At 58.2% G+C, this 22,810-nt stretch carries 20 protein-coding genes; 5 read left to right on the top strand and 15 right to left on the bottom strand.

The window, feature by feature from the left end; genetic code table 11:
• Window positions 1-68 precede the first annotated feature (68 nt).
• On the bottom strand, window positions 69-1,094 hold the full coding sequence (locus QCD60_RS15185) for a class I SAM-dependent methyltransferase (RefSeq protein WP_279786687.1): 1,026 nt from the start codon (window positions 1,092-1,094) through the stop codon (window positions 69-71).
• Between the two features lie 162 nt (window positions 1,095-1,256).
• Between QCD60_RS15185 and QCD60_RS15180 the strand changes: the two genes are divergently transcribed.
• The 5 genes from QCD60_RS15180 to QCD60_RS15160 are packed head-to-tail and all read left to right on the top strand — an operon-like array spanning window position 1,257 to window position 5,695.
• Window positions 1,257-1,745, top strand: coding sequence for a CesT family type III secretion system chaperone (locus tag QCD60_RS15180; protein WP_279786685.1), 489 nt, complete (start codon window positions 1,257-1,259; stop codon window positions 1,743-1,745).
• Window positions 1,742-2,623, top strand: a complete 882-nt coding sequence (locus QCD60_RS15175; protein ID WP_279786683.1) for an ADP-ribosyltransferase domain-containing protein — start codon at window positions 1,742-1,744, stop codon at window positions 2,621-2,623. The genes QCD60_RS15180 and QCD60_RS15175 overlap by 4 nt, the downstream gene beginning before the upstream one ends.
• A 13-nt stretch (window positions 2,624-2,636) precedes the next feature.
• Window positions 2,637-3,506, top strand: coding sequence for an ADP-ribosyltransferase domain-containing protein (locus tag QCD60_RS15170; protein WP_347950209.1), 870 nt, complete (start codon window positions 2,637-2,639; stop codon window positions 3,504-3,506).
• Between the two features lie 38 nt (window positions 3,507-3,544).
• Window positions 3,545-4,681: a type III effector gene (locus QCD60_RS15165; RefSeq protein ID WP_279786681.1), complete on the top strand. Its 1,137-nt coding sequence runs from the start codon at window positions 3,545-3,547 to the stop codon at window positions 4,679-4,681.
• Between the two features lie 42 nt (window positions 4,682-4,723).
• Window positions 4,724-5,695 (top strand): ADP-ribosyltransferase domain-containing protein, encoded by a 972-nt coding sequence (locus QCD60_RS15160; RefSeq protein WP_279786679.1) that lies wholly within the window; start codon window positions 4,724-4,726, stop codon window positions 5,693-5,695.
• Between the two features lie 289 nt (window positions 5,696-5,984).
• On the opposite strand, the gene fadA is transcribed toward QCD60_RS15160, so the two are convergent.
• From fadA to QCD60_RS30645, 14 genes are all read right to left on the bottom strand, one after another.
• Complete coding sequence (fadA, locus tag QCD60_RS15155; RefSeq protein ID WP_279786677.1) at window positions 5,985-7,163, bottom strand: acetyl-CoA C-acyltransferase FadA; 1,179 nt, start codon at window positions 7,161-7,163, stop codon at window positions 5,985-5,987.
• A 27-nt stretch (window positions 7,164-7,190) separates the two neighbouring features.
• Window positions 7,191-9,359 carry a fatty acid oxidation complex subunit alpha FadB gene (fadB, locus tag QCD60_RS15150; RefSeq protein WP_279786675.1) on the bottom strand — a complete coding sequence of 723 codons (2,169 nt, stop codon included), beginning with the start codon at window positions 9,357-9,359 and terminating at the stop codon, window positions 7,191-7,193.
• A 145-nt stretch (window positions 9,360-9,504) separates the two neighbouring features.
• Complete coding sequence (locus QCD60_RS15145) at window positions 9,505-10,434, bottom strand: FAD-binding protein (RefSeq protein WP_279786673.1); 930 nt, start codon at window positions 10,432-10,434, stop codon at window positions 9,505-9,507.
• A gap of 10 nt (window positions 10,435-10,444) precedes the next feature.
• Window positions 10,445-11,197 carry an electron transfer flavoprotein subunit beta/FixA family protein gene (locus QCD60_RS15140; protein WP_104154328.1) on the bottom strand — a complete coding sequence of 251 codons (753 nt, stop codon included), beginning with the start codon at window positions 11,195-11,197 and terminating at the stop codon, window positions 10,445-10,447.
• Between the two features lie 431 nt (window positions 11,198-11,628).
• Complete coding sequence (locus tag QCD60_RS15135) at window positions 11,629-12,498, bottom strand: HlyD family secretion protein (protein WP_110185699.1); 870 nt, start codon at window positions 12,496-12,498, stop codon at window positions 11,629-11,631.
• Window positions 12,495-12,707, bottom strand: coding sequence for a DUF1656 domain-containing protein (locus tag QCD60_RS15130; protein WP_104154331.1), 213 nt, complete (start codon window positions 12,705-12,707; stop codon window positions 12,495-12,497). Before QCD60_RS15130 ends, QCD60_RS15135 begins: the two co-directional genes overlap by 4 nt.
• A gap of 50 nt (window positions 12,708-12,757) precedes the next feature.
• Window positions 12,758-14,818, bottom strand: coding sequence for an FUSC family protein (locus QCD60_RS15125; RefSeq protein WP_279786668.1), 2,061 nt, complete (start codon window positions 14,816-14,818; stop codon window positions 12,758-12,760).
• A gap of 493 nt (window positions 14,819-15,311) precedes the next feature.
• Window positions 15,312-16,331, bottom strand: a complete 1,020-nt coding sequence (locus tag QCD60_RS15120) for a M48 family metallopeptidase (RefSeq protein WP_279786666.1) — start codon at window positions 16,329-16,331, stop codon at window positions 15,312-15,314.
• Between the two features lie 2 nt (window positions 16,332-16,333).
• Window positions 16,334-17,512, bottom strand: coding sequence for a YjgN family protein (locus QCD60_RS15115; protein WP_279786664.1), 1,179 nt, complete (start codon window positions 17,510-17,512; stop codon window positions 16,334-16,336).
• A gap of 182 nt (window positions 17,513-17,694) precedes the next feature.
• Entirely contained in the window at window positions 17,695-18,450 is a 756-nt protein-coding gene (locus QCD60_RS15110; RefSeq protein ID WP_279786662.1) for an enoyl-CoA hydratase-related protein, read from the bottom strand.
• Window positions 18,447-19,463 carry a nitronate monooxygenase family protein gene (locus QCD60_RS15105; RefSeq protein ID WP_279786660.1) on the bottom strand — a complete coding sequence of 339 codons (1,017 nt, stop codon included), beginning with the start codon at window positions 19,461-19,463 and terminating at the stop codon, window positions 18,447-18,449. The genes QCD60_RS15110 and QCD60_RS15105 overlap by 4 nt, the downstream gene beginning before the upstream one ends.
• Window positions 19,464-19,654: 191 nt before the next feature.
• Complete coding sequence (locus QCD60_RS15100; RefSeq protein ID WP_279786658.1) at window positions 19,655-20,224, bottom strand: DUF2889 domain-containing protein; 570 nt, start codon at window positions 20,222-20,224, stop codon at window positions 19,655-19,657.
• Window positions 20,225-20,337: 113 nt separating this feature from the next.
• The gene (locus QCD60_RS15095) at window positions 20,338-22,014 is read right to left on the bottom strand and encodes an AMP-binding protein (protein ID WP_279786656.1); all 1,677 of its coding nucleotides are present in this window, start codon (window positions 22,012-22,014) and stop codon (window positions 20,338-20,340) included.
• 117 nt (window positions 22,015-22,131) lie between these two features.
• Window positions 22,132-22,755 (bottom strand): SCP2 sterol-binding domain-containing protein, encoded by a 624-nt coding sequence (locus QCD60_RS30645; protein WP_347950208.1) that lies wholly within the window; start codon window positions 22,753-22,755, stop codon window positions 22,132-22,134.
• Between the last annotated feature and the right edge of the window lie 55 nt (window positions 22,756-22,810).

Below are 22,810 nucleotides of genomic sequence, written 5' to 3'. Positions count from 1 at the left end.
TCACAAAACCGTCACTACACCGCTATCCATCATCTCATTGCTGGCCGAAATGGCTGCACAGATTTAGGCTAGAACTGCAGCACCAGGGTTTTCAGTGGCGGCTGACCGTCCGTACTGGGGAAGTCTTCTTCCGGGCTGATCACCTCTACCGCCCGCACGGGACGGCCGAGTTTTTCCGCACAGCGCAACACCAGCGCACGCCAGCTGTCCATATCCACCTGTGCCACGTTATTGCAGCAGATCAGCTGACCATCGTCCCGAGTGGCGAGAATGGCCGGCTTCAGCAGGCTCTGATAATCGCGCAGCAGATCGACAGTACCAAAGGCACTGCTGGCATAACGCGGAGGATCGAGAAACACCAGATCAAACTGCCGGGCAGCCAGCCGCGGATAGCTGGGCAGGCGCTTGCCACGCCGTGCGGCAACCGGCAGGCCCGCCAGCTGACGGCAGGCAGGGAAAAAGTCACTCTGCACAAAACTGATCTGGCTGTCGGGGAAACCATTCAGCTCGGCGTTCTCCTTACCCACTGCCAGTGCTGACTGGGCAAAATCGACATTCACCACCTCGCGCGCACCGCCTTTGGCCGCACACAGGCCCACACCACAGGTGTAGGAGAACAGGTTGAGCACATCCTTGCCCTGACTGTTCTCCAGTACGTAACGCCGGGCATTACGCAAATCCAGAAACAGCAGCGGGTCCTGTCCCTGATGCCGCCCCCGAACCCGATAACGCACGCCCAGCTCCAATCCCTCATGATCCGCCAGCGCAGCGTCCACGGGTCGCAAAGCGGGGTCTTGCTGTGCGGTGTCGATACGGCTGTTATTGCCGGAACGGTCGTTATAGACCCACAGCACCGACTGCCCCAGCTGCTGCTCTGTCGCTGTCACGATCTGCTGATACTGCTCCACCCCGAGCGGCGTATGGAAACTCTGGATCAGATAGAGATCGCCATAGCGATCAACCGTGACGCCGGACAAACCTTCATTGGTACCGTGGAACAGGCGATAACAGGTGGTGTTTTCCGTCTGACAACGGCTGAACAGCGCCTGACGCTGTGCAAAAGCGAGCGCGATGCTTGCAGAGATGGGGTTCATGGCAGTGCCTGTAGAAATGATGCGCAAGTTTAGCAGCAAAGCAGGCCATCCTGTATGTGACCACGCCTGCACCACCTCACTGGCACGGAACAACAGCACGCCTGTGCGCCACTGATAGCACAACGTCCTCATGGACTGAGACCGCCAAACAGAGGAACCGAAATGGACAACTATCCGACCCAACGCCTCGAATATGCCCTGCGCCCCCTCGGCGCCGATCCTGCACAACTGGAGGCATTGCGTCAGGAAGGTCATCTGTTGTGGCCACTGAGCGCAGGCAGTGAATGCCTGCTGGTGCCCGGCGGAGAGGGTAACAGCGTGTTTATCATTCACTCCCTGACCCACATCGATCCGGAGCAGGATGGCCGTCTGCTGGCACTGGCGCTGCACCTGAATCTGTCGCCTGCCCACACCCTTAATGCCAGTATCGCGCTGGATATCGAGCAGCGACTGCTGTGCCTGCGCTACTGCCACAGCCTGATCAGCAGCGACGCCGAACCACTAGGGCAGGTACTGCAGCAGTTGCACCAGCTGTGTGCTCAGCTGCAGGACAGCATCCGTCGTTTTCGTCAGGATCAGCAGGCCGGCCTGAACCGTGCCCAGATCACAGCAGGTGCAGGTCTGAGCAAACGTCAGGAGCTGCAACCATGAAAACGCCCTCAGTCTCCCCAACGGCCAGCCCCCTGCACCCGGAGCTCAGCTCAGCGGTGGCCAAGAGCAAAGGGAAAAGCAGTGTGCTCACCAAGCTGGGGAAACTGTTCAGCGCATCATCGTCTAAACACAGCCCGGCAACCACCGCGACACATACCAGTCAGCTCGCTGCCTTTCCCGGTCATATCAGCACGCCACCCAGCCGCTATAACGATACGCCGGTCAAACAGGCACTGGCGCGCGAAATGACGCGCTTTGGTTATGGCGTGTCCGCCGAAGATACCTTCCGTGTCGCCCTGCAGCGCAAGGATGCTAACCCGGCGCTGGCAACAATGCCGGATGATGAGTTTCTAAGCCTGCGGCTGTATACCTCAACGATGTTTCGGGCGGTCAATCATCAGCTGCGCGACGGTAATCCCAGTGCAGATATGCAGCTGGTCGTCGGTGCCATGCAGAATGGCCTCCGACGGCTGGCGGAGAACCCGGACAATGTGGCGCAAACCACCCTCTACCGGGGCATCAATAAAAGTGTCAGCGACCAGTTTATTCACAACAACTTTCAGCTCCACGGCCTCTATCGTGACAAAACCTTTGTCAGCGCATCAGAGGATCCTTCGCTGGTTTCCGCCTCCTTTACCACCCTGACGGTGAAGAACAAAAAAGCCACGGACATACAGCAGCGCTATCAGAAAAGCCCCTTGCTGGAGATTGAAAGCCAGTCCGCCGTCAGAATAGCACCGCTGTCGATGAGCAAAGACGAGCAGGAAGCCCTGTTCCAGCCCAACACGCCCTTTCTGGTCACTGCCAGGGACAAGACCGACTCCGGTCGCTGGCATATCAAGCTGAAGGAAATGCCTGAATTACCTACCCCCGAGTAACAGGTACACCCAAATGCCTATTAATTCATTATCGTCCGCTCAACAGAGCTCCTATATACAAAGTCCCGCTGTACAACACACTGATAAAAGCAATTCAGCCTCTTTTTTGAAATCACTACTCTGTTGCTTTACACCGGGCAAAGCACATCAGACATCGTTAGACCCCATGGTAACAACCACTATCCAGCGTGATTATCCAAGCTCAATAAACAGTCAACGATTACATGGCTCACCAATGAAACACGCCATCAATCGTATTGTGGAACAAGAGATCAAACGTCTTGCCAGCCAGGGTATTGGCGACTTCAGTTCAGGCCTCACATCGGGGCCAGAGATGATTCACGATGCGCTGCAAAAGAAAGATACCACCCCCCAGGCAACCATGCTGACGGATGACGAATTTCTGGCTATTCATCTGTACTCCACCAATTTGTACCGCCCCATCAATCACCATCTTCGTTATGAGCCTAATCCAGAAGTCCAGCCTGTTGTTGATGCACTAAAGGATGGCTTAGCCAAACTGGCACAGCATCCCGACTATCAGGTGAACACCACTCTCTATCGCGGCATAGAGAAAAGAATGCCTGACAGTGAAATCATGCAGCGTTTTAACGCTGAAAAGCCTTATCGTGATCAGGCCATTATGAGCACGACTACCGATCCCAGCATTGCGAACAGCATGACTAGCCGGGTAAGCCTTCGCCTTCATTCGCATTCAGCCGTCAATATCAGTCCTCTTGCTCGCTTTCCACACGAAAAAGAAGCCTTAATCCTCCCTAATACACCGTTTCATGTTAGCCATATGGAAAAGCAACTCGATACCTGGCATATCGACCTAGAGGAAATACCACAGACCGTCGACAACGATAACCACGATAGTTGAGACCATCACGGCAAGGATGAGCAGCGAGGCAACGTTACATGATCAACCCTATTTCCACTGAAGCTCTGCCACTTGACTCCTCTTTACCGACCTCAGTGTCATCGTCTGCCCCTGCCAAACACCCCACTGACACCAGCCATCTAGAAAAGAATAAAACAGTGGAAAAAGCGCTGACCGAACACATCGCTGGCCATCCTGCTGCGCGTACTACGATGGCCGCACTGAGCCAGTCCATCGTGCAGCTGTTCATCGCCTGCCGCGGCGAGATCAAAGGCTGGGCTGATATTGTGCAAGCTGCCTCACGCCCCCACGACAGCAACCGCCGTGGCAGCGGTGTACTTAGCCCGCGCTTCGATGTGGTCGGCAGCGTCGGCTGGAACCCGGTGACCCTGCGTCGTACCTTACACAATGGCTCGCTGCGTGAGCAGGGCACACTGGCTCTGAACATGCTGTTGAGCGACACGTTCAAGGGCCTGCTCAATCAGCTGCTGGATCAGCCCGAACAGTCACAGCGACTCCAGCATCTGCTTGACCTCAGCTACCTGCAGGCTAACGGCAAAACGCTCTACCAGATGGAAGGCTGGGCGGGGAAAATGGCGGATAGCCGCACTGAAACAGGCAAAGCCCGGTATATGCCTGCACACCAGCTGACACTGGGCCAGATCAGCCAGCAGGAACTAGCCTATCACCGGCACAATCCCGTCAATCATCCTGGCCAGCAGACGCGTGTTGGATTCACTATCCCCCCTCCTGCGGACGAACAACTGCAGGTGCTGCGCGGCTATGGCAGGCATGTCTGGCAGGTGAATCCCGATAGTGAGTTTGCCCAAAAAGCGGCTGCCGCCGACAAGCCTACACTGGCCGGCCCCTCTGGCTCAGCGTCACGTATGCTGGCCGTCAGCCTGCTACTTGCCCCGGCTTGTCAGCAACAGCTCGGCATAGACGATCCTCAGGCACTGAAGGAGCTGATGCGCTATGCCGCCTATGGCTATTACGGTCAGGATGATCATCACTCCCTGCTGGAGGTCAACCTGGGCGTAGCATCCCATGGTCTTGCTGAACAATGGGACGACAGCCTCTATACCCAGCCCTTCAGCCAGCCCATCAGGGCCAAAGACTTTACTGTCGACAATCAGGCCCATCAGCATCTTTTTGCCCAGTTGCAGCAGGAGTAACGCGACAGCAAAACATCCCCCATCACAGACAAGGAGGCCTACATGGCACTGCCGCCCATCAATAATACTCACACCCCGTCAACCCAGACACCAACCCAGACGTTAGCTGGACTTGCCCTCCCTCAACCACTGGCCGCACTGGCTAAATGTTTTCTGGACTGTTTTAGGGGACAAACTGCTCTGCAGCAGCCTCCTGTTCTGGTCACTACCCAACAGCAACTATCGCATTATCCTCAACAGGTGAGCCCTAAAGCAGGCAGCAGCAAACTAGCTTCCGCCAGCAGAGGTGATACCCCCTCCCGCCTGACCGACACACCCGTGAAGCAGGCATTACACAGGGTGATTCGTGAAGAGCGCATGCGGCTGGCCTGTGCCGGTGAACTGAGCATGGCCAACCTGCCACGCGCCGAGCAGCTGATCAGAGAGTCGCTGGCGGTTAAAGATCGCACTGCCAGCGCGGCCAAACTCAGTGACGATGAATTTCTCGCGGTGCGGCTGTACACCACCAACCTGTATCCGGCCATCAACCACCACCTGCGTTACCAGCACAATGACAAGGTGGTCCCCGTCGTCGGGGCGTTACAGCAGGGTTTACAGAAACTGGCCGCCTCGGCGGAGCATCGGGCAGACGGCCAGCTGTACCGGGGTATCAGCAAGAACATGAGCGATGAAGAAGTACATCGCCGCTTTTCACCCGAGCGTCCGTACCGTGACAGTGCTTTTATGAGTACCTCACTGAATGCACAGAAAGCCTTTATTCCCGGTACCCGGGTCGAACTGACACTCTCCTCGTCTTCAGCGGTCAATATCAAAGCCTTTGCCCAGCATAAAGACGAAGAAGAGGCATTGATTCCACCCGATACGCCATTTCAGGTGCAGCAAATGGAAAAACATGAAGGGGTATGGCAGATCAGACTGAAGGAGATGCAGGAGCAGGAGCAGGAGCCGGCGCAGAACGTGCAGGCGACAGAGACAGGCAGCGCCGTGTCAGGCCATGATCAGATCAGCAGCTAAAAAAGCCCCCGACAGGCGGGGGCAACAAACACCAGTCAACTCAGGATAAGTCCATGGTCGGCGGAGGTTGCCGCCGCCATGGCCAACTCAACGAACAAAAGCAAGGGATGCTCAGGCAGAGATACAGCTCGATTCTCCGCCAGAGCAGGCGACCCGTCAGACTGCGGGACAGACCGGTCACCGACGCCCTTCCCCGCCTTTGTCCGCCTTGCCATTGCGGGCAGACAGAGGCCGGGAAGGGCGCCTTCGAGGCCTACGCTCATCCCGGTAACCCGGGAACAGCGAGCGATCAGAGCCGTTCGAAGATGGTGGAGATACCCTGGCCCATACCGATACACATGGTAGCCAGACCAAGGGTAGCATCCTGCTGCTGCATCACGTTCAGCAGGGTGGTAGAGATACGGGTGCCGGAGCAGCCGAAGGGGTGGCCAAGAGCAATGGCACCGCCATTGAGGTTGACCTTGTCGTCCATCTTGTCCAGCACCTTGAGGTCTTTCAGCACTGGCAGTGCCTGCGCGGCAAAGGCTTCGTTCAGCTCGATAATGTCGATGTCTTCCATACTCAGACCAGCACGTTTCAGCGCCTTCTTGGTCGCAGGCACCGGGCCGTAACCCATGATGGATGGGTCACAACCCGATACCGCCATGGCACGGATCACGGCGATGGGCTTCAGCCCCAGCTCCTGAGCCCGTTTGGCTGACATCAGGATCATCGCTGAAGCGCCGTCGGAAATGGCAGATGATGTCCCCGCGGTCACCGTTCCGACCTTGGGAATAAACGCCGGTGGCAGCTCCGCCAGTGATTCGGCGGTCACACCGTCACGGATCACTTCGTCACGGCTGATCAGGCTGCGGAAACCATTCTCGTCATGCCCTTCGATACCGATAATTTCACGGTCAAAACGCCCTTCCAGGGTAGCCGCCATGGCGCGCTGGTGAGAGCGGGCACCAAACGCATCCTGGGGTTCGCGGCCAATACCGTGCATCCGCGCCAGCATCTCGGCAGTGACGCCCATCATCATGGACGCCTTGGCGACGTGCTTGCTCATGGCCGGATTGATATCCAGACCGTGCAGCATGTTGACGTGCCCCATGTGCTCAACACCACCGACTACAAACACATCGCCGTTACCGGTCATGATGCCCTGCGCCGCGGTATGCAGTGCGGCCATGGATGAACCACACAGACGGCTGACGGTCTGCGCCGCCACACTGATGGGCAGCCCGGCCAGCAGCGACACCGAGCGGGCGACGTTGAAGCCCTGCTCCTTGGTCTGGTTGACGCAGCCCCAGATCAGGTCTTCCACATCGTTCTGGTCAACGCCGGGGTTACGGGCAAACAGCGCCTTGACCAGCTCACCGGACATATTCTCGGCGCGCACATTGCGGAACACGCCACCTTTGGATTTACCCATGGCGGTGCGGGCACAGTCGATCACCACCACATCATTGGGTTGAAGTTTGGACATTGTCATTATTCTGTTCTCCGTACCTGATCAGTGGCTGGCTGGGGTCGCTGCGGGGTAGTAGGTTTCACCCTGTTGTGCCATCTGCAGCATGCGCTCGGTGGGCTGATACAGCTTGCCGAGGTGAGCATAGCGGGACGCCAGCTCAACAAAGGCCGCCATGCCCATGGCGTCGATGTACTGCAGCGCACCACCACGGAATGGTGGGAAACCGATGCCGTAAATCAGGCCCATATCCGCCTCGGCGGCGCTGCTGACGATGCCGTCTTCCAGGCAGCGGGCGGTTTCGATACACATGGGGATCATCATGCGGGCGATGATGTCGTCCGCCTCAAAGGCTTTCTGCTCGCCGGTAATATCGCGCAGCAAGGCAAAAACAGCCTCATCCACTACTTTCTTCGGTTTGCCGCGCTTGTCTTCCTTGTAGACATAGAAGCCCTGGCTGTTCTTCTGACCATAACGGCCCAGTTCATACAGCTTCTCGATCACGGTGGTGCCTTCATGGGCCATGCGGTCGGGGAAGCCTGCTGCCATTACCTTGTCAGCGTGACAGGCGGTATCAATACCGACCACGTCGAGCAGATAAGCCGGGCCCATGGGCCAGCCGAAACCTTCCATGACCTTGTCGACCTGACGGAAATCGGCACCGTCGGCCATCAGTTTGGAGAAGCCGGCAAAATAGGGGAACAGGATGCGGTTCACCAGGAAGCCCGGGCAGTCATTGACCACGATGGGGGTTTTGCCCATGGCTCTGGCGTAGGCCACCGTAGTGGCTACAGCCTTCTCGCTGGTTTTCTCACCACGGATGACTTCCACCAGTGGCATGCGGTGCACCGGGTTGAAGAAGTGCATGCCGCAGAAGTTTTCCGGACGCTTCAGCGCCTGCGCCAGCAGGCTGATGGAGATGGTCGAGGTATTGGAGGTGAGGATGGCATCATCACGCACCACGCCTTCCACTTCGGCCAGCACCGCGCTCTTAACCTTGGGATTCTCTACCACGGCTTCCACTACCAGATCGACATGGCCGAATTCACCATAGGACAGCGCCGGGGTAATCTGGTTGAGGGTCCGCGCCATCTGTTCGGCAGTGATTTTCTCGCGCTCAACCTGCTTCAGCAGCAGCTTGTTGGCTTCGCTCAGGCCCAGCTCCAGTGCCTTTGGCGCGATGTCTTTCATGATGATCGGCGTGCCTTTCACCGCTGACTGATAAGCCACTCCGCCACCCATGATGCCGGCGCCCAGCACCGCTGCCTGTTTTACTGGCTGAGCGCTGGCTTCATAGGCTTTGGCCTGCTTCTTGAGGAACTGATCCTTGAGGAACAGCCCCACCAGAGCCGCCGTCACTGAGGTTTTGGCCAGTTTGGCAAAGCCCTTGGACTCGATGTCCAGCGCCTTGTCACGACCATGACGAGCGGCTTTCTGGATGGTAGCAATGACTTCCATCGGTGCCGGATAGTGTGGACCCGCCTTGGCACCGACCACACCCTTGGCGCTCTCGAACACCATCATCTTTTCAATTTCGGACAGCGGCAGTGCGTTCTGCTTTTCCTGACGGCGGGCGTTGTGACTGAACTCACCGGCAATGGCTTTCTGCAACAGGTCCAGTGCCGCATCACGCAGCTTGTCAGCGCTGACCACGGCATCGACAGCACCGTCTTTGAAGGCGGCATCAGCACGTTTTTCCGCACCGGTACAGATCCACTCGATGGCGTTGTCGGCCCCGATCAGACGTGGCAGACGCACGGTGCCACCCCAGCCGGGATAGATGCCCAGTTTGACTTCAGGCAGACCAACCCTGGCACTCTCGCTCATGACGCGGAAGTCACAGGACAGACACATCTCGAAGCCGCCACCGAGGGCAATACCATTGATGGCGACAACGGTGGGGCAAGGCAGATCTTCGACGCTATTGAAGATGGCGTTAAGGCCAGCGATGTGGCCTCTGATCTCGTCTTCGGACGCCGAGAACATCTGATTGAATTCGGTGATATCAGCACCGACGATAAACACGTCCTTGGCGCTGCTGAACAGTACACCCCTGATGCCTGCGGTCGCGGTCAGACCAGCGGCCACGTCCTTCAGCTCGTTGAGGGTGGTCTGGTTGAACTTGTTGACCGACTCCCCCGCCAGATTGAAGCACACCTCATAGATGCCATCGCCCAGAGCGGAGACCTGAATGGCCTGACCTGAAAACTCCATGGTGGTTCCTCTTATTTTTAGCCTTGGAAGGGAGGCGACAGACTCGCCGTCCCTGTGAACACTGCTGCGGGTATCAAGCGGTTCACGCTCTCTCGCTGTTGCCACAGTCTGGTAGCGGGCAAATCGGGAGATCGTAACAACGCGCTCAGACCTGCTTTTCCAGCTCCGGCAATGCAGTAAACAAATCTGCTACCAGCCCATAATCAGCCACCTGGAAAATCGGTGCCTCTTCGTCCTTGTTAATAGCGACGATGACTTTGGAATCCTTCATCCCGGCCAGATGCTGAATAGCGCCGGAAATACCGACCGCAACATACAGCTGAGGTGCGACGATCTTGCCGGTCTGGCCCACCTGAATATCGTTGGGAGCAAAGCCTGCATCCACGGCGGCACGGGACGCACCCACCGCCGCACCGAGCTTGTCGGCCAGCGATTCAATCACCGCGAAATTCTCCTTCGAGCCGACACCACGTCCACCGGAAACCACGATACCTGCGGCAGTCAGCTCAGGGCGGTCAGACACCACCACTTCATCACTGACATGGCGTGACAGGCCGGAGTCCTGCCCTGCGTCTACCGCTTCAATGGCGGCGTTGCTGCCCTCGGCAGCCACGGCGTCGAAAGCGGTGGTGCGCACGGTGATCACTTTCACCGGATCGAGGCTCTGCACGGTGGCGATGGCATTGCCAGCGTAAATCGGGCGTTTGAACGTATCGGCACTGACCACGGCGACGATGTCAGACAGCTGCGCCACATCCAGAAGCGCTGCCACCCGCGGCAAGACGTTCTTGCCGGTGGTGGTGGAGGGTGCCAGCACGTAGTCATGCCCGGCGGCCTGAGCCACAATCAGGGTCGCCATATTTTCCGCCAGCTGCCGGGCATAGGCGGGTGAGTCCGCCAGAATGACCTTGCTCACTCCTGCCGCTCTGGCCGCCTGTTCGGCAACCGCGCCGCAGTGCTGACCGGCGACCAGCACGGTAATGTCGTTACCCAGCTGCTGTGCCGCGCCCAGAGTATTGAGGGTCGCCGGTTTCAGGCTGTGGTTATCGTGTTCTGCTACAACCAGAATGCTCATCGTCTGCTCCTCACCCCAACACTTTGGCTTCGTTCTTCAGTTTGGCCACCAGCTCTTCCACCGACGCGACCTTGATACCGCCCTGACGCTCAGCAGGTGCTTCGACTTTCAACAGCTGTACATGGTTTTTGATCGTCACGCCGAGATCGGCCGGAGTCTTCACATCCAGCGGCTTTTTCTTGGCCTTCATGATGTTGGGCAGCGAGGCATAACGCGGCTCATTGAGACGCAGGTCCGTGGTCACCACGGCAGGCAGGTTGAGGTTGAGAGTTTGCAGGCCACCGTCGACTTCACGGGTGACGCTGACTTTGTCACCGTCCACCACCACGGCAGAGGCGAAAGTTGCCTGAGGCATACCGGTCAGCGCCGCCAGCATCTGACCTGTCTGGTTGTTGTCGGAGTCGATAGCCTGCTTGCCGAGAATGACCAGACCGGGCTGCTCCTGCTCGACCAGCTTAGCCAGCAGCTTGGCAATATTGAGGGAGTCCAGACCATTGGCGGCATCGACCTGAATGGCACGGTCAGCCCCCAGAGCCAGCGCAGTGCGCAGCTGTTCCTGACAGGCTTTATCGCCGACAGAAACCACCACGATCTCAGTGGCCACGCCCTGCTCTTTCAGGCGTACTGCTTCTTCGACAGCGATTTCACAGAATGGATTGAGGGCCATTTTGACGTTGGCCAGATCGACATCGGTCTGATCTGCCTTGACCCGCACTTTGACGTTGTAGTCAATGACACGTTTGACGGCGACTAAGACTTTCATAGAGCCCCTTCTTATTCTTTAGCGTCAGCAAAGTGAGCCGGTGTGATGCGATGCCCGCGTGGTACTGCACAGAACGCGGTTAACGTGATCGCTCCATACTAGTGCGGCAGTCGCAGGGAACAATAACAAAAATGGCCAGTGTCACTGACAAAAGGCATCATCCTGCAGCAAACAAGGTCGTCGACATAGCTGACAAACAGTCACTTAAATGCAAAAAACAGCGCCACTGGCCACTACCACCACTCTTCAGTGATGGCAGCATGGCGCAGTGCAGAACAAAACACAGGAGAAAATCGGGAAAAGCACGCCGCTGCTCAGCGCAGCATGAAATGACAATTTCGTTCAGCACTGATCAGGGAGAGGAGCCGGTAGCGATTCCGGCCAGGGCTATTCTGGCAGCGCTTATACAAGCAACACTAAGCAGACCGCGCTTATTCAGAGAGCACCCGCACCGTTACGGTCCGCCCCGCCAGCAGGCGCACCTTGGCGGCATCGTCCTTGTCCAGCGCAATACGTACCGGCACCCGCTGCGCCAGTCGCACCCAGCTGAAGGTGGGGTTGATGTTGGCCAGCAGGTTAGAGCTGCTGCTGCGCTCCCGGTCTTCGATACCGGCAGCGATGCTTTCTACCCTGCCGTTCAGGGTCAGGTGATCGCCCATGGGCACGATACTGACCTTGTCGCCGATATGGATGCGTTCCAGCTTGGTTTCTTCAAAATAGCCGTTGACGTAGTAGGAATCGGTATCCACCAGCGCGGCCACCGCCTTGCCGGCACTGACATAGTTACCCGGACGCAGGGAGAAGTTGGTGACGATGCCATTGACCGCTGCCTTGACCACGGTACGCGCCAGATTGAGCTGGGCCAGTGCCAGTTCAGCCTCTGCCTCGGCATATTGCGCCTGCGCCGACAGATTGGCCGTGCTGACCTGATCCTTCTGCTGACGGGCCACCACCTGATTACTCAGGCTGTCATAACGCGCCTGATCACGCCGTGCCTGGCCGAGCTGCGCCTCGGCACTTTTCAGTGCCGCTTCCGCCTGCTGTACCGCCAGCTGATAGCGTTTCTGGTCGAGCACAAAGAGGACGTCGCCGGCCTTCACTTCCTGGTTATCCTTCACCACCACCTGATCTACCAGACCAGCTACATCAGGCGCCACCTCCACCACGTCGGCACGGATGCGGCCATCGCGGGTCCAGGGCGACTGCATGTAGTAGCTCCACAACTGCCAGGCACAGAGACAGGCCAACGCTACCACTACCAGCGTCAGAATGACGCGGATCACCGCCATAACCGTATTCATAGGCTCACCCCTTGTCGTAATACCCGGTCTACCACCCACAACAGCACCACATAACGGCCCAGATCAAACAGCGCCGGATGCCAGACCCACTTATACACACTGGTTTTCGCCAGCCCCCAGCCAAGCAGGCGGTGGAGAATATAGGTCACCACCACCAGCACCAGCAGACTGGGCACAAACACACCATAGATATCCGACTCACCCGTCATGGCTTGTCCACCCCTCGTCAATCATTAGCAGCCCTGCGAACGGTGGCGTTTTACACCACCGTCGGCGCTGCCTGAGAATTCAGTTCCGCCTGCTGAATCAGTGCCAGGCAGCGCTTTACCCCCACCAGCATCAGCATCGCCTGCCGTCGGCTGGCGGTGACGGGCAGCTGCAGCAGCTGCTCCACCAGATGTTCAGCCAGACTGCCATCCAGCAGGCGCGGGTCGGCTTTGCGCCCTTCGCCCTTGGCAGCGTAATAATCATGGATATTGCCCTGCAGCCGCTGCAGCTGTCCCTGCATCAGCGGTGGCAGTTCAGGATGCAGTCGCTGCAGGATGGTCAGGCGGGTGCCGAGGGCGCTTTCACCCCAGATGGTCTGGGCCGACGCCGTCAGGCGTGGCGCGCTGGCCAGCCGGGCAGACAACAGCCCGATACGATCCAGCATGGTGCGGGTGAAGTGCTCAGCGGAATACAGATGTTCACCCCGTGCCGCCTCCGCCAGATCACGCCAGCTGTGACGCAGCAAGCGCCAGGCACTGTGCTCGGCGGTCATGGCGCTGATAAAGCTGATCACCAGCGCCGGTAGCAGGAAGCCCAGCACCATGGCAGCGGCAGAATTGGCCAGTGCCGCCATGTCCAGCGTTTCGTTATTGGTGATATTGAGCAGCATCGCCGTATTCACCAGAATCGGCAACGCGGTCAGGGTATTGGCCGGATTGAACAGCATCGAGCCGAACCACAGGTACACCGGCGCCAACGCCAGCACCAGCAGCGGGAAGCCATCAATAGCGGGAAATACCCCGCACACATAAATGAACACAAAGAACAGGCTGGCGACGGTATAGCGTACAAAGCTCAGCATCGCCGGCACCGGATTATCCATGGAAGCCAGAATGGACGAGCCTACCGCCGCCATCATGGCGAAGGTACCGCCCATGTTCCAGGCACTGACATACCAGAACGCACAGGCCAGACCCACGCTGATCACCGCCGCTATCCCGGAACGCATGGCCGCCCCGCGATCCCGGTGCAGATCAAAACGCCCCTTGCTGTCCCCCAGCGGATAGCGGTCCATATCGATATTGCCACTGCGAATATCCAGCCACATCTGACAGCACTGGGCATAGCGTTCGATAAAGGTCCGCAGCGCCGAAAGAGCACTCAGTTCCATGGCCGTCAGCCAGGGTGACTCACGCACACAGTCCTGCTCCACCACACGGATGCGCCGGATAAACTCAGCCGACCGGGTCAGATCACGGCGATGGCTGGACTCCAGCCACTGCAGAATATCGTCCAGCAGTTCACGCAGGGGTTGCGGCGCTTTCAGTTCCAGACTGCGCAGCTGATTAATGCGGTCGTTGATTTCCAGCAGCACCGGCAGCAGCAGCACCATCTGATGCTGCAGGGCCTGCAACGGGCGGGTCATACCGCGCAGGGAGGACGGCTCATAGTTGAGATGAATGGCCAGACCATGCAGCTCACTGATGGATGCAGCCAGACGTTTGACGTCTTCCACTACACTGATATCGCCCTTGTGCGGCGCCAGAATATCCCGTGCGGCCTTGCTCAGGGTAGCCAGCGCACCATCAATACGGCCGGCCAGCACCGGGCCGATATGGCGGGGAAAGATGAGGTGGCTGACCAGGGTCACGCAGACAATGCCGAGGATGATTTCCTCCATCCGCGCCACGGCGGTAATAAATACCTGCTGCGGGTTATCCACCACCGGAAAGGCGATGATGGCGGCCGTGTAGCCAGACAGCATGAAGAAATAGCTGCGCGGGGTGCGGTCCTGCAGCGAGACAAACAGGCAAAAGCCTACCCAGCAGGCCATGGCCAGCGACATCAGCTCCGGCGAGTTAACCAGTGAAGTCACAATCGCAATGGCCATAGCGCCGCCGGCGATGGTGCCGAGAATACGGAAGATGCCCTTGGAGGCTACCGCACCGGACAGCGGACTGGCGACGATATACACCGTGGCCATGGCCCACGCCGGGCGCTCAAGGCTCATCGCCAGAGAGATATACAAGGCCAGCATGGAGGCAATGAACATCTTGATGGCAAAGATCACGTTGTCTCTGGCGAAATGAGCAGACAGCAAGGCTTTCAGCATAAGCAGTCCCTGAATCAGCACCCTGCCCTGACGGGGCAGCCTCTGCACAGAGGCAAACCCGTCAGACCACGGCTGAAAGAAATAAGAAGCGGCTACACAATGACTATAGACGGCAGTCGAACAACTGCCCTGACACCGATACATTCATCGGCCATGAGGAGCAGGCTACGCCAGCATACCGTGGGAAGAGAGCCTCCTCACCACCGGACACCGCGCCTCCTGCAGACTCATCCAGATCCCTGCAGCAACCATGACGCAACAATTAAATTAATTGAAACACAGGTGACATAAGAGACGCGCGGCAAAGATACAGCAGGAGTGCATCATTGGCCAATATCCACTCGGGAACGCGCAGATGCTTATATGCAACACTCAACAATGAAGGAAATTACGCAACACTACGCAAGAAGATGAGGGAAATTGCAGCAGGCAGGCATAAGGAAGAAGCGCCAGATGAGCAGCCCACCTGGCGCTAAGTGACCATACAGACAGGTTACTCCCGGGCCTGCTGCAATGCCTCGATCCGCTCCTGCAAGCCAGGATGAGTGCTGAGCCAGACGGGCACCGCCCCTTCCTTTTTATCCGCCAGCAGCAGCCTGTACAGACTGGCCAGCGCCTCGGTGTTGTGATCCTGCGTCATCAGCACGCTGGCAGCAAAGGCATCGGCTTCGCGCTCATGGTCGCGGGAATAACTCATGGTCATCAGAAACACCCCGGCACCCGACAGCGTATCTGCCACGCCGCTGCCATCACCAATCATCATCGCTGCCGCCACCGAAAGAATCGAACTCTGTACCAGTCGCGTCATCATATGGTGGTGATAGAGATGCCCCAGCTCATGCAGCAAGACGCCCTGCAACTGTCGGTCATTGCGCGCCAGCGCCACCATCTGGTCGGTCAGTACCACTGTCCCATCAGGCAGGGCAAAAGCATTCGGCCCCTGCTCGAAAGAACGGAACACCAGCTTCGGTGGCACGCGGAACGCCATGTGCTGTTGCTGCAGCTCTGCCAGCAGTTGCGCGAACGCCTGCTGCAGCTGTTGTTGTCGCTGCACCGTCAGCTGGGTTGGAGTGAAGCCCGCATGATCCAGCACCACCTGCGTCTGCTTGCCCATCAGTTCGAGCACGCTGATGGGCATATGGGGCGCAATAGCCCGAGACAGCCAGGGCACCCCATAGCGATAGACCGCAAAGCCGCTAACGACGGTGACAATCATCGCCAGCAGAATCCAGCGCAGACTACCCTCTAGGCGCTGCAGCCAGGAACGGCCGCGTAACTGATGCAACAGCTGATTGAAGGCGGGCACATCCTGCGGAGTGAAAATCCAGCCATCACTGAACGTCAGGGTTCTGGGCAGCGAGCCCAGATCGTCCGACACCTGCACCGCATGCCAGCCACACTCCGTGCTCTTCACCTCACTATGCAGGGCCAGTGCGTGCTGATCGCAGTGCAGCTGCGCCGGATGCCGGGCAGCGGCCCCCGGCTCCAGCAGATGACCACTGACAACATGCATGATCAGAAGGCACCGACTTCAATATTGAAGGCATTGCTCAGCTCATCGGCAATAGCCACCTGCCCCTGTCCGGCGCTGCCATGCACCTGCTGCAGCGACAGATCACCCTGCACCGCCAGCGCTTCGCTGACATAGCGCACACTGCGTACACGAACCCACGGATAGGCCAGCCCCAGCGTGCAGACAGTCAGCAGCACGTTGGTCAGCACCAGACCGACAAAGCCCCAGACGGGCATCTGTGACGATAGTGCCAGATCCGCCACCCGGGTCTGTGACAGCACATAGTTATGCACCCGCGCACGGCTGTAGCTGCTGATGATCACTCCCACCAGCGCGAAGGCGACGTAACAGACGATCATCAGGGTATAGATACCGGCACCCGACTCAGCACCCCCGGTCGTCAGGCTGGACAGACTACTCAGGGAAAACACTCCGGTCACACCCAGCACGGCCAGTAGCACCGCTGCCAGCACCACAAACACCAGTGCTGCGGCCATTGCAATCCTGAGAAACTGCCCTTGCTGGATCTCGGCAGAAAAAGCCTGATTGCCGTACCAGTAGTTATTCATGATGTAACGGTGCAAAGCGGCAGTGACCCAGGCATAGGCCCATACCATGGTGGCCAGACCGGCAATACTGCCCAGCACGATAGCCAGTATCGGATTGGCACCGGCATAAGACAGCATACCTACGGCGCCGCCCACCAGAGCAACTGCCAGATAACCCAGCAGCGGATAGAAAAACATCACCTTATATGCCCCGGCATAGCTACCCTGAAAATCAAAGCAGACATTACGGAAACGCGACACACGGGCATCAAAGCGCAGATTACGTACCGCCAGTACGGGAATAAAGCAGGCAAAGATCAGAGCCACTCCCCCGGCGACCACAGGCTGCAGGTTATTGAGCAGGCTCCAGCAGGCCAGGGCGGCGACCGCGATAATACGCCCGATCAGAATCTGCATCGGCGTCGCCAGATACTCAAAATGATCACCCGCCAGCTGGGTGTTGCCATAGAAATAGCGTTTGCTGCGTACCTTGGCCCAGGCGGAGTAAATACCCAGCGTGATGATCGACAGCAGCACATTCACAATCCAGATACCGAAATACTCCTTACCGGTACCTTTGAAGCGGAAGCCATGGGTCGAGGGAGGGGTGAGAGTAGCGTCGTGATTGGTCACTTGAGGTTCCATCCGTGATTGACGAAGCCGACATTTAACCAAAAATAAACAAAAACTTACAAACTGTATTTTTATGAACCAAAGCTTTTTATTTTGTATGCCGTATCACATGAAGGATGCATACCACAGCACCGGTATTCATGCAGAAACCGGTGCTATGTGCGCAGATGAAGAGAGAGGAGTTACTTCGCCGAACGCTGGGCAAAGGCGGCAAAGGCGGCCTGAGCCTCGCGGGAGGACAGGCGCTGCTTGAACAGCTGCCCTTCGGACTCGATCACTGCGGACACGGTTTCGGCCTGCGCGCTTTTAAGCATCTGTTTGCTTAGCCGCACAGCCTGCGGCGGCAGCTGACTGATCTGCGCCAGCACAGCCTCTGCTGCCGGCAACAACTGCTCTGCTGACACCACCTGATTAACGATCCCCAGCTGTGCAGCCCGCTCGGCATCAATGCCATTGCCCAGCACCAGCAGCTCGAACGCCAGACGCTGGCCCAGCAGTTGCGGAATCAACAAACTGGTGCAGCCTTCTGGCACCAGCCCAAGACGCACAAAAGGCATCTGTAACCGCGCGCTGTCACTGGCCAGTACATAGTCACAGTGCAACAGCAGAGAGGTACCAATACCAATAGCGAGGCCGTTGACGGCAGCGACCACCGGCACCGGGCAGGCTGCCAGCGCCTGGAGAAAGTCCAGTGGGATGCGAATGTCGTCGGAGTCCCGGCTGGCCGCCGCTACGAAGTCGCCAATGTCATTGCCGCTGGTAAAGCTGTCAGCGCAACCGCTGATCAGCACCGCCCGCACGTCCTCATCGGCCGCCTGCAGCAGCGCGCTGGTCATGGCCTGATACATGGCAAACGTCAGCGCGTTCTTTTTATCCGGGCGATTGAGCTGGATGCGGATGATGCCTGCTTCCCGGCTGACACTGATCTGGTCGCTCATAGCGCTGCTCCTTCAGCGATGCCCTCGCCTGCCGCCACACCATAGCGCTGGCTCAGACGACTGAAGCGCTCGCCCGCCGCCTGATATTCATCCTGTAACCGCTGCACCAGCTCGGCCACGGTCGGCACATCGTGAATGTTGGCCACGCCCTGCCCGGCAGACCAGATGGTCTTCCAGGCCTTGGCACCGTCTTTGGGTGCCTGCAGCTCCTTGCCAAAATCGATGTCTTTCTTCGGCGCCAGATTGTCTGGATCAAGCCCGGCAGCCACCAGACTGGGGCGCAGGAAGTTGGCCGGAACGCCGGAGATTTCCTGGGTGTAGACAATGTCACCGGCGGCCGAGGCAACGATCATGTCTTTGTAATCGTCCGTCGCCTGACTTTCACGGGTATTGATAAAACGGGTGCCCATGTAGGCCATATCAGCGCCCAGCATCTGCGCTGTGGCAATATCCTGCCCGCTGGACAGGCAGCCTGACAGGATGACGGTTTTGTCGAAGAACTGGCGAATCTCACCCACCAGCGCGAAGGGGCTGAGGGTGCCCGCATGACCACCGGCTCCGGCACACACCGCAATCAGACCATCAACGCCTGCTGACGCTGCCTTTTTGGCATGACGCACATTAATCACATCATGGAACACCACACCGCCGTAGCCATGCACGGCGTCCACCAGCTCCGCCACCGCGCCCAGCGACGTGATGATCAGCGGCACCCGGTATTTGGCACACAGCGCCAGATCGGCCTGCAGACGCGGGTTGCTCTGATGCACGATGAGGTTGACGCCAAAGGGGGCGGCCTTGCGGCCCGTGCTGGCTTCAAACTCATCCAGCGCCGAGCGGATGGTCTGCAACCACTCCTCAAACCCTTCACTGCTGCGCTGATTGAGCGCCGGGAAGGTACCAATCACGCCCGCCTTACAGGCTTCGATCACCAGCTCAGGGCCAGAGACCAGAAACATCGGGGCTGAAATCAGCGGCAGGCTCAGGTGTTGAAATGCATCAGGCAGGGCCATTGGAAATCTCCATAGTCGCTTGTTGTTTTTGTCGTTCGGTGGACTGACGGGCAGTGCTTCCGTGCTAACGGAAGCGCATGGGCTGCCCTGTCCAGAAACGGGTTCACGAAGGTGCGAGCCTGCGCCGGGTAGCCAGCGCACTGCAGATCGTGTTGACGACAAGCGCGGAGCGCCGCTGGCGGCCTCGCCTGTCAGGTGTTCTGTTCAGCTTCGATAAAGCGGTGAGGGATAAAACGTCTTACAGCTTCGCCATTCTCCGACCAGCTGTAGCAGGTGTTGACCAGACCATTGCCGGATGACTTGCCATCACCACCTTCCTGCAGCTGCTGGCGTGCATGCCAGGTGGTCTGAAATGCCGTGGTCGCCATCGGCACCAGCAGTTCGCTGACATGGGTGCAGCCCTGCACGCCCCCTACCCGCTCTTTCATGACCCGGCTCCAGCCCTTGCCGATACGGGTGCCTACCAGCTGCTGATAGGAGTCACTGATATTCGGGCAGCCATCGAAGGGTGAAGAAGCTATCTCCACTTCAATGGCATGAATCAGCAGATCCAGATCCACTGTCATCCGCACCCGCATCAGGTGAAAGGGGTCACCGGCGGCAACGCGTCCGGCAGAACGGCCGGGGCTGGGGGTTTCATCGGTTTTGATGTCCTGCATCAAGCCTTCGATATCCCACAGACCGTCTTCACGCAAAAATCCCTGGCAACGAACATCACGGGTATGCATCAGTCGCCGCGGCGCGGCTTGCGACAACGCCATACGTTTTCTCCCAAAGCTACAGCCCGCCCCTTCTGCTCAAGCAGCATGGCCCCGGCTTCCAGAGGAAGGCCTGACGGGACTGACCGGGAGGTAAGGTGACGAGCGATGGACAATCAACTGGCGATACGTTGCTGATCGGAATCACGCAATGCTCGCCGCAGGATCTTGCCCACATTGGACTTGGGCAATTCATCCCGGAAGACTATCTGCTTAGGCACCTTATAGCGAGTAAGACGCTCTAAACAGAATGTTCTCAGCACTTCCTCGTTCAGGGTCGGATTGCGTCGCACCACAAATACCTTGATGGCCTCACCGCTCTTTTCATCCGGCATCCCCACCGCAGCACACTCGACTACATCAGGATGCTCCATCAGGGCATCTTCCACTTCATTGGGGTAAACGTTGAATCCGGACACGATGATCATGTCCTTGCGGCGATCAACGATGCGCAGAAAGCCGTCCTCCTGCCGCACCGCAATGTCGCCGGTGCGGATATACCCTTCCGCCGTCAGCACATTGGTGGTTTCTTCCGGCCGCTGCCAGTAGCCCTTCATCACCTGCGGACCACGTACGCACAGCTCACCGGGCATGCCCGGCAGCACATCGCGGCCATCGTTGTCGAGCAGGCGACAGTCAGTCCACTCTACCGGCAACCCGATGGTGCCCAGCTGGTTGTTGTCGGGCGGATTGAAGCTGACCACCGGTGAGGTTTCCGTCAGGCCATAGCCTTCCAGAATCGGGCAGCCGGTGATGCTCTGCCAGCGCTCCGCTACCGCATGGGACAGCGCCATGCCACCGGAGGACGTCAGTACCAGCTGGGAAAAGTCCAGCTGGCGAAATTCGGCGTTGTCACACAGCGCGACAAACAGGGTGTTAAGACCGACAAAGCCCTGGATATGCCACTTTTTCAGCTCTTTGATAAAGCCCGCAATATCACGCGGATTGGTGATCAGCAGGCTGTGGTGCCCCGCCGAACCGAGAGACATGCAGTGCATGGTAAAGGCGTAGATATGGTACAGCGGCAATGGCGCGACAAAGGTCATGGAACTGTCGGTCAGGACACTGCTAAGACGGGTCTTGACCTGACTCATGTTGGCAATCAGGTTGTCATGGGTCAGCATCGCGCCCTTGGCCACACCTGTAGTACCGCCTGTGTACTGCAGCATAACGGTGTCATGGCGATGGACCCGGACCTCACGCCACGCCTGACCTGCGCCTTTATCCAGTGCCTCACGCAGGGGCACCTCGTTGGCCAGGTGATAAGGAGGCTGCATTTTCTTGATGTATTTGACTGCCGCATTGAGCAGCGCCCGTTTGGGCCAGGGGTGCAGATCCCCTATTTCGGTGGTAATCACATGGCGAATCTGGGTGTCAGCGAGTATCGGCTCGGCCTTGCTGGCCATACAGCGGTGAATGACCAGCGCCTTAGCACCGCTGTCGGCAAACTGGTGCTGCATCTCGGTCGAGGTATACAACGGGTTGGTGTTGACCACGATCAGCCCCGCCCGCATGGCTCCCAGCAATACGACCGGATACTGCAGCAGGTTAGGCAGCTGGATAGCAATGCGATCACCGGGTTTGAGGTCGGTATGATGCTGAATGTAGGACGCGAAGTTACCCGCCAGCCGGTCCCATTCGGCATAGCTCAGAGCATGACCGAAGCAGGTATAGGCCGGGCGCTCGGCGTACTTCTTACAGGCATGGTTCAGCACCTCGGGAATAGACTGATATCCTTCCGGATTCGGCCATTCAGCGGGCTGCACCGTCACTGCGGTCGCGGCAGCGTTCATCACATTGTCTCCAACTTATTCTTATAAGAGACGAGCTGGGTAAAGCCCTTCTTGAGCTTTACCGCCCGACGACTGTCATGGCCTGAGGTGGCAGCTCAGGCCAGTCTCAGAAGGGACTCAGTCGAGGGGAAACAGGTTGTTGAGCTTGGTTGCCAGCATGATGTTGCCATCGGCACGAATGCGGCCGGTCATAAAGGCCTGCATGCCGTCCAGCTCACCGGTCATCACCTGCTGCAGGGTATCGCTGTCCATGATCAGGGTAACGGTAGGATCATCATGCTCACCGTCCACCACCTGGCAGGTCTGGTTTTCAATCACGATATGGGTGGTATCACCATCGGTCAGCTCGAACTGGAAAACAGCATCCAAGCCGGCAGCGGCCTGGGCATTAAAACGGCTCTGCATAGACTGAAACAGGGCGGCGATAGCAGACATGGGGGTATCCTCGTGGTAACGGTCATTATTATTCGGAATATCGGTCAGGGTAGCGGGCGCACGGGTGATGGCTTCCACCGCCAGCATTTCCGGCGTGATGGCAATGGCTGCCGGGGCAGGCTCGACAACGGTCTCCACTGCGGCAGCGGGCTCCACCCTAAGCTCGGCCTTACGTGCCTTTCTGGCCGCATAGGCGCGCTGCTGAGAAGCCAGCAGGCGCTGCACCAGCCAACGGCCAACGGCATTGCCCATCAGCCCCTGCACCAGCGCCGGACTGGCTGCGGCCTTTTTAATCAATCGCTTCACTGTGATGCCCATCCGGCGTCCGCTGTGCCCCGCTGCGGCTGAAGGCTCAGCAAGC

The organism is Pokkaliibacter sp. MBI-7 (assembly GCF_029846635.1).
Lineage (GTDB): Bacteria > Pseudomonadota > Gammaproteobacteria > Pseudomonadales > Balneatricaceae > Pokkaliibacter.
Note: the sequence above shows the minus strand (reverse complement) of the source record. Positions and strands in the feature narration are given on the sequence as shown.

Coding starts and splice junctions, on each gene's coding strand:
- QCD60_RS15165 (WP_279786681.1), top strand. CDS start 3,545: ATGATCAACCCTATTTCCACTGAAGCTCTGCCACTTGACTCCTCTTTA.
- QCD60_RS15185 (WP_279786687.1), bottom strand. CDS start 1,094: ATGAACCCCATCTCTGCAAGCATCGCGCTCGCTTTTGCACAGCGTCAG.
- QCD60_RS15105 (WP_279786660.1), bottom strand. CDS start 19,463: ATGGCCCTGCCTGATGCATTTCAACACCTGAGCCTGCCGCTGATTTCA.
- QCD60_RS15130 (WP_104154331.1), bottom strand. CDS start 12,707: ATGACGGGTGAGTCGGATATCTATGGTGTGTTTGTGCCCAGTCTGCTG.
- QCD60_RS15170 (WP_347950209.1), top strand. CDS start 2,637: ATGCCTATTAATTCATTATCGTCCGCTCAACAGAGCTCCTATATACAA.
- fadA (WP_279786677.1), bottom strand. CDS start 7,163: ATGTCCAAACTTCAACCCAATGATGTGGTGGTGATCGACTGTGCCCGC.
- QCD60_RS15180 (WP_279786685.1), top strand. CDS start 1,257: ATGGACAACTATCCGACCCAACGCCTCGAATATGCCCTGCGCCCCCTC.
- QCD60_RS15110 (WP_279786662.1), bottom strand. CDS start 18,450: ATGAGCGACCAGATCAGTGTCAGCCGGGAAGCAGGCATCATCCGCATC.
- QCD60_RS15120 (WP_279786666.1), bottom strand. CDS start 16,331: ATGCATGTTGTCAGTGGTCATCTGCTGGAGCCGGGGGCCGCTGCCCGG.
- QCD60_RS15140 (WP_104154328.1), bottom strand. CDS start 11,197: ATGAAAGTCTTAGTCGCCGTCAAACGTGTCATTGACTACAACGTCAAA.
- QCD60_RS15160 (WP_279786679.1), top strand. CDS start 4,724: ATGGCACTGCCGCCCATCAATAATACTCACACCCCGTCAACCCAGACA.
- QCD60_RS15175 (WP_279786683.1), top strand. CDS start 1,742: ATGAAAACGCCCTCAGTCTCCCCAACGGCCAGCCCCCTGCACCCGGAG.
- QCD60_RS15145 (WP_279786673.1), bottom strand. CDS start 10,434: ATGAGCATTCTGGTTGTAGCAGAACACGATAACCACAGCCTGAAACCG.
- QCD60_RS15125 (WP_279786668.1), bottom strand. CDS start 14,818: ATGCTGAAAGCCTTGCTGTCTGCTCATTTCGCCAGAGACAACGTGATC.
- QCD60_RS15095 (WP_279786656.1), bottom strand. CDS start 22,014: ATGAACGCTGCCGCGACCGCAGTGACGGTGCAGCCCGCTGAATGGCCG.
- fadB (WP_279786675.1), bottom strand. CDS start 9,359: ATGGAGTTTTCAGGTCAGGCCATTCAGGTCTCCGCTCTGGGCGATGGC.
- QCD60_RS15135 (WP_110185699.1), bottom strand. CDS start 12,498: ATGAATACGGTTATGGCGGTGATCCGCGTCATTCTGACGCTGGTAGTG.
- QCD60_RS15100 (WP_279786658.1), bottom strand. CDS start 20,224: ATGGCGTTGTCGCAAGCCGCGCCGCGGCGACTGATGCATACCCGTGAT.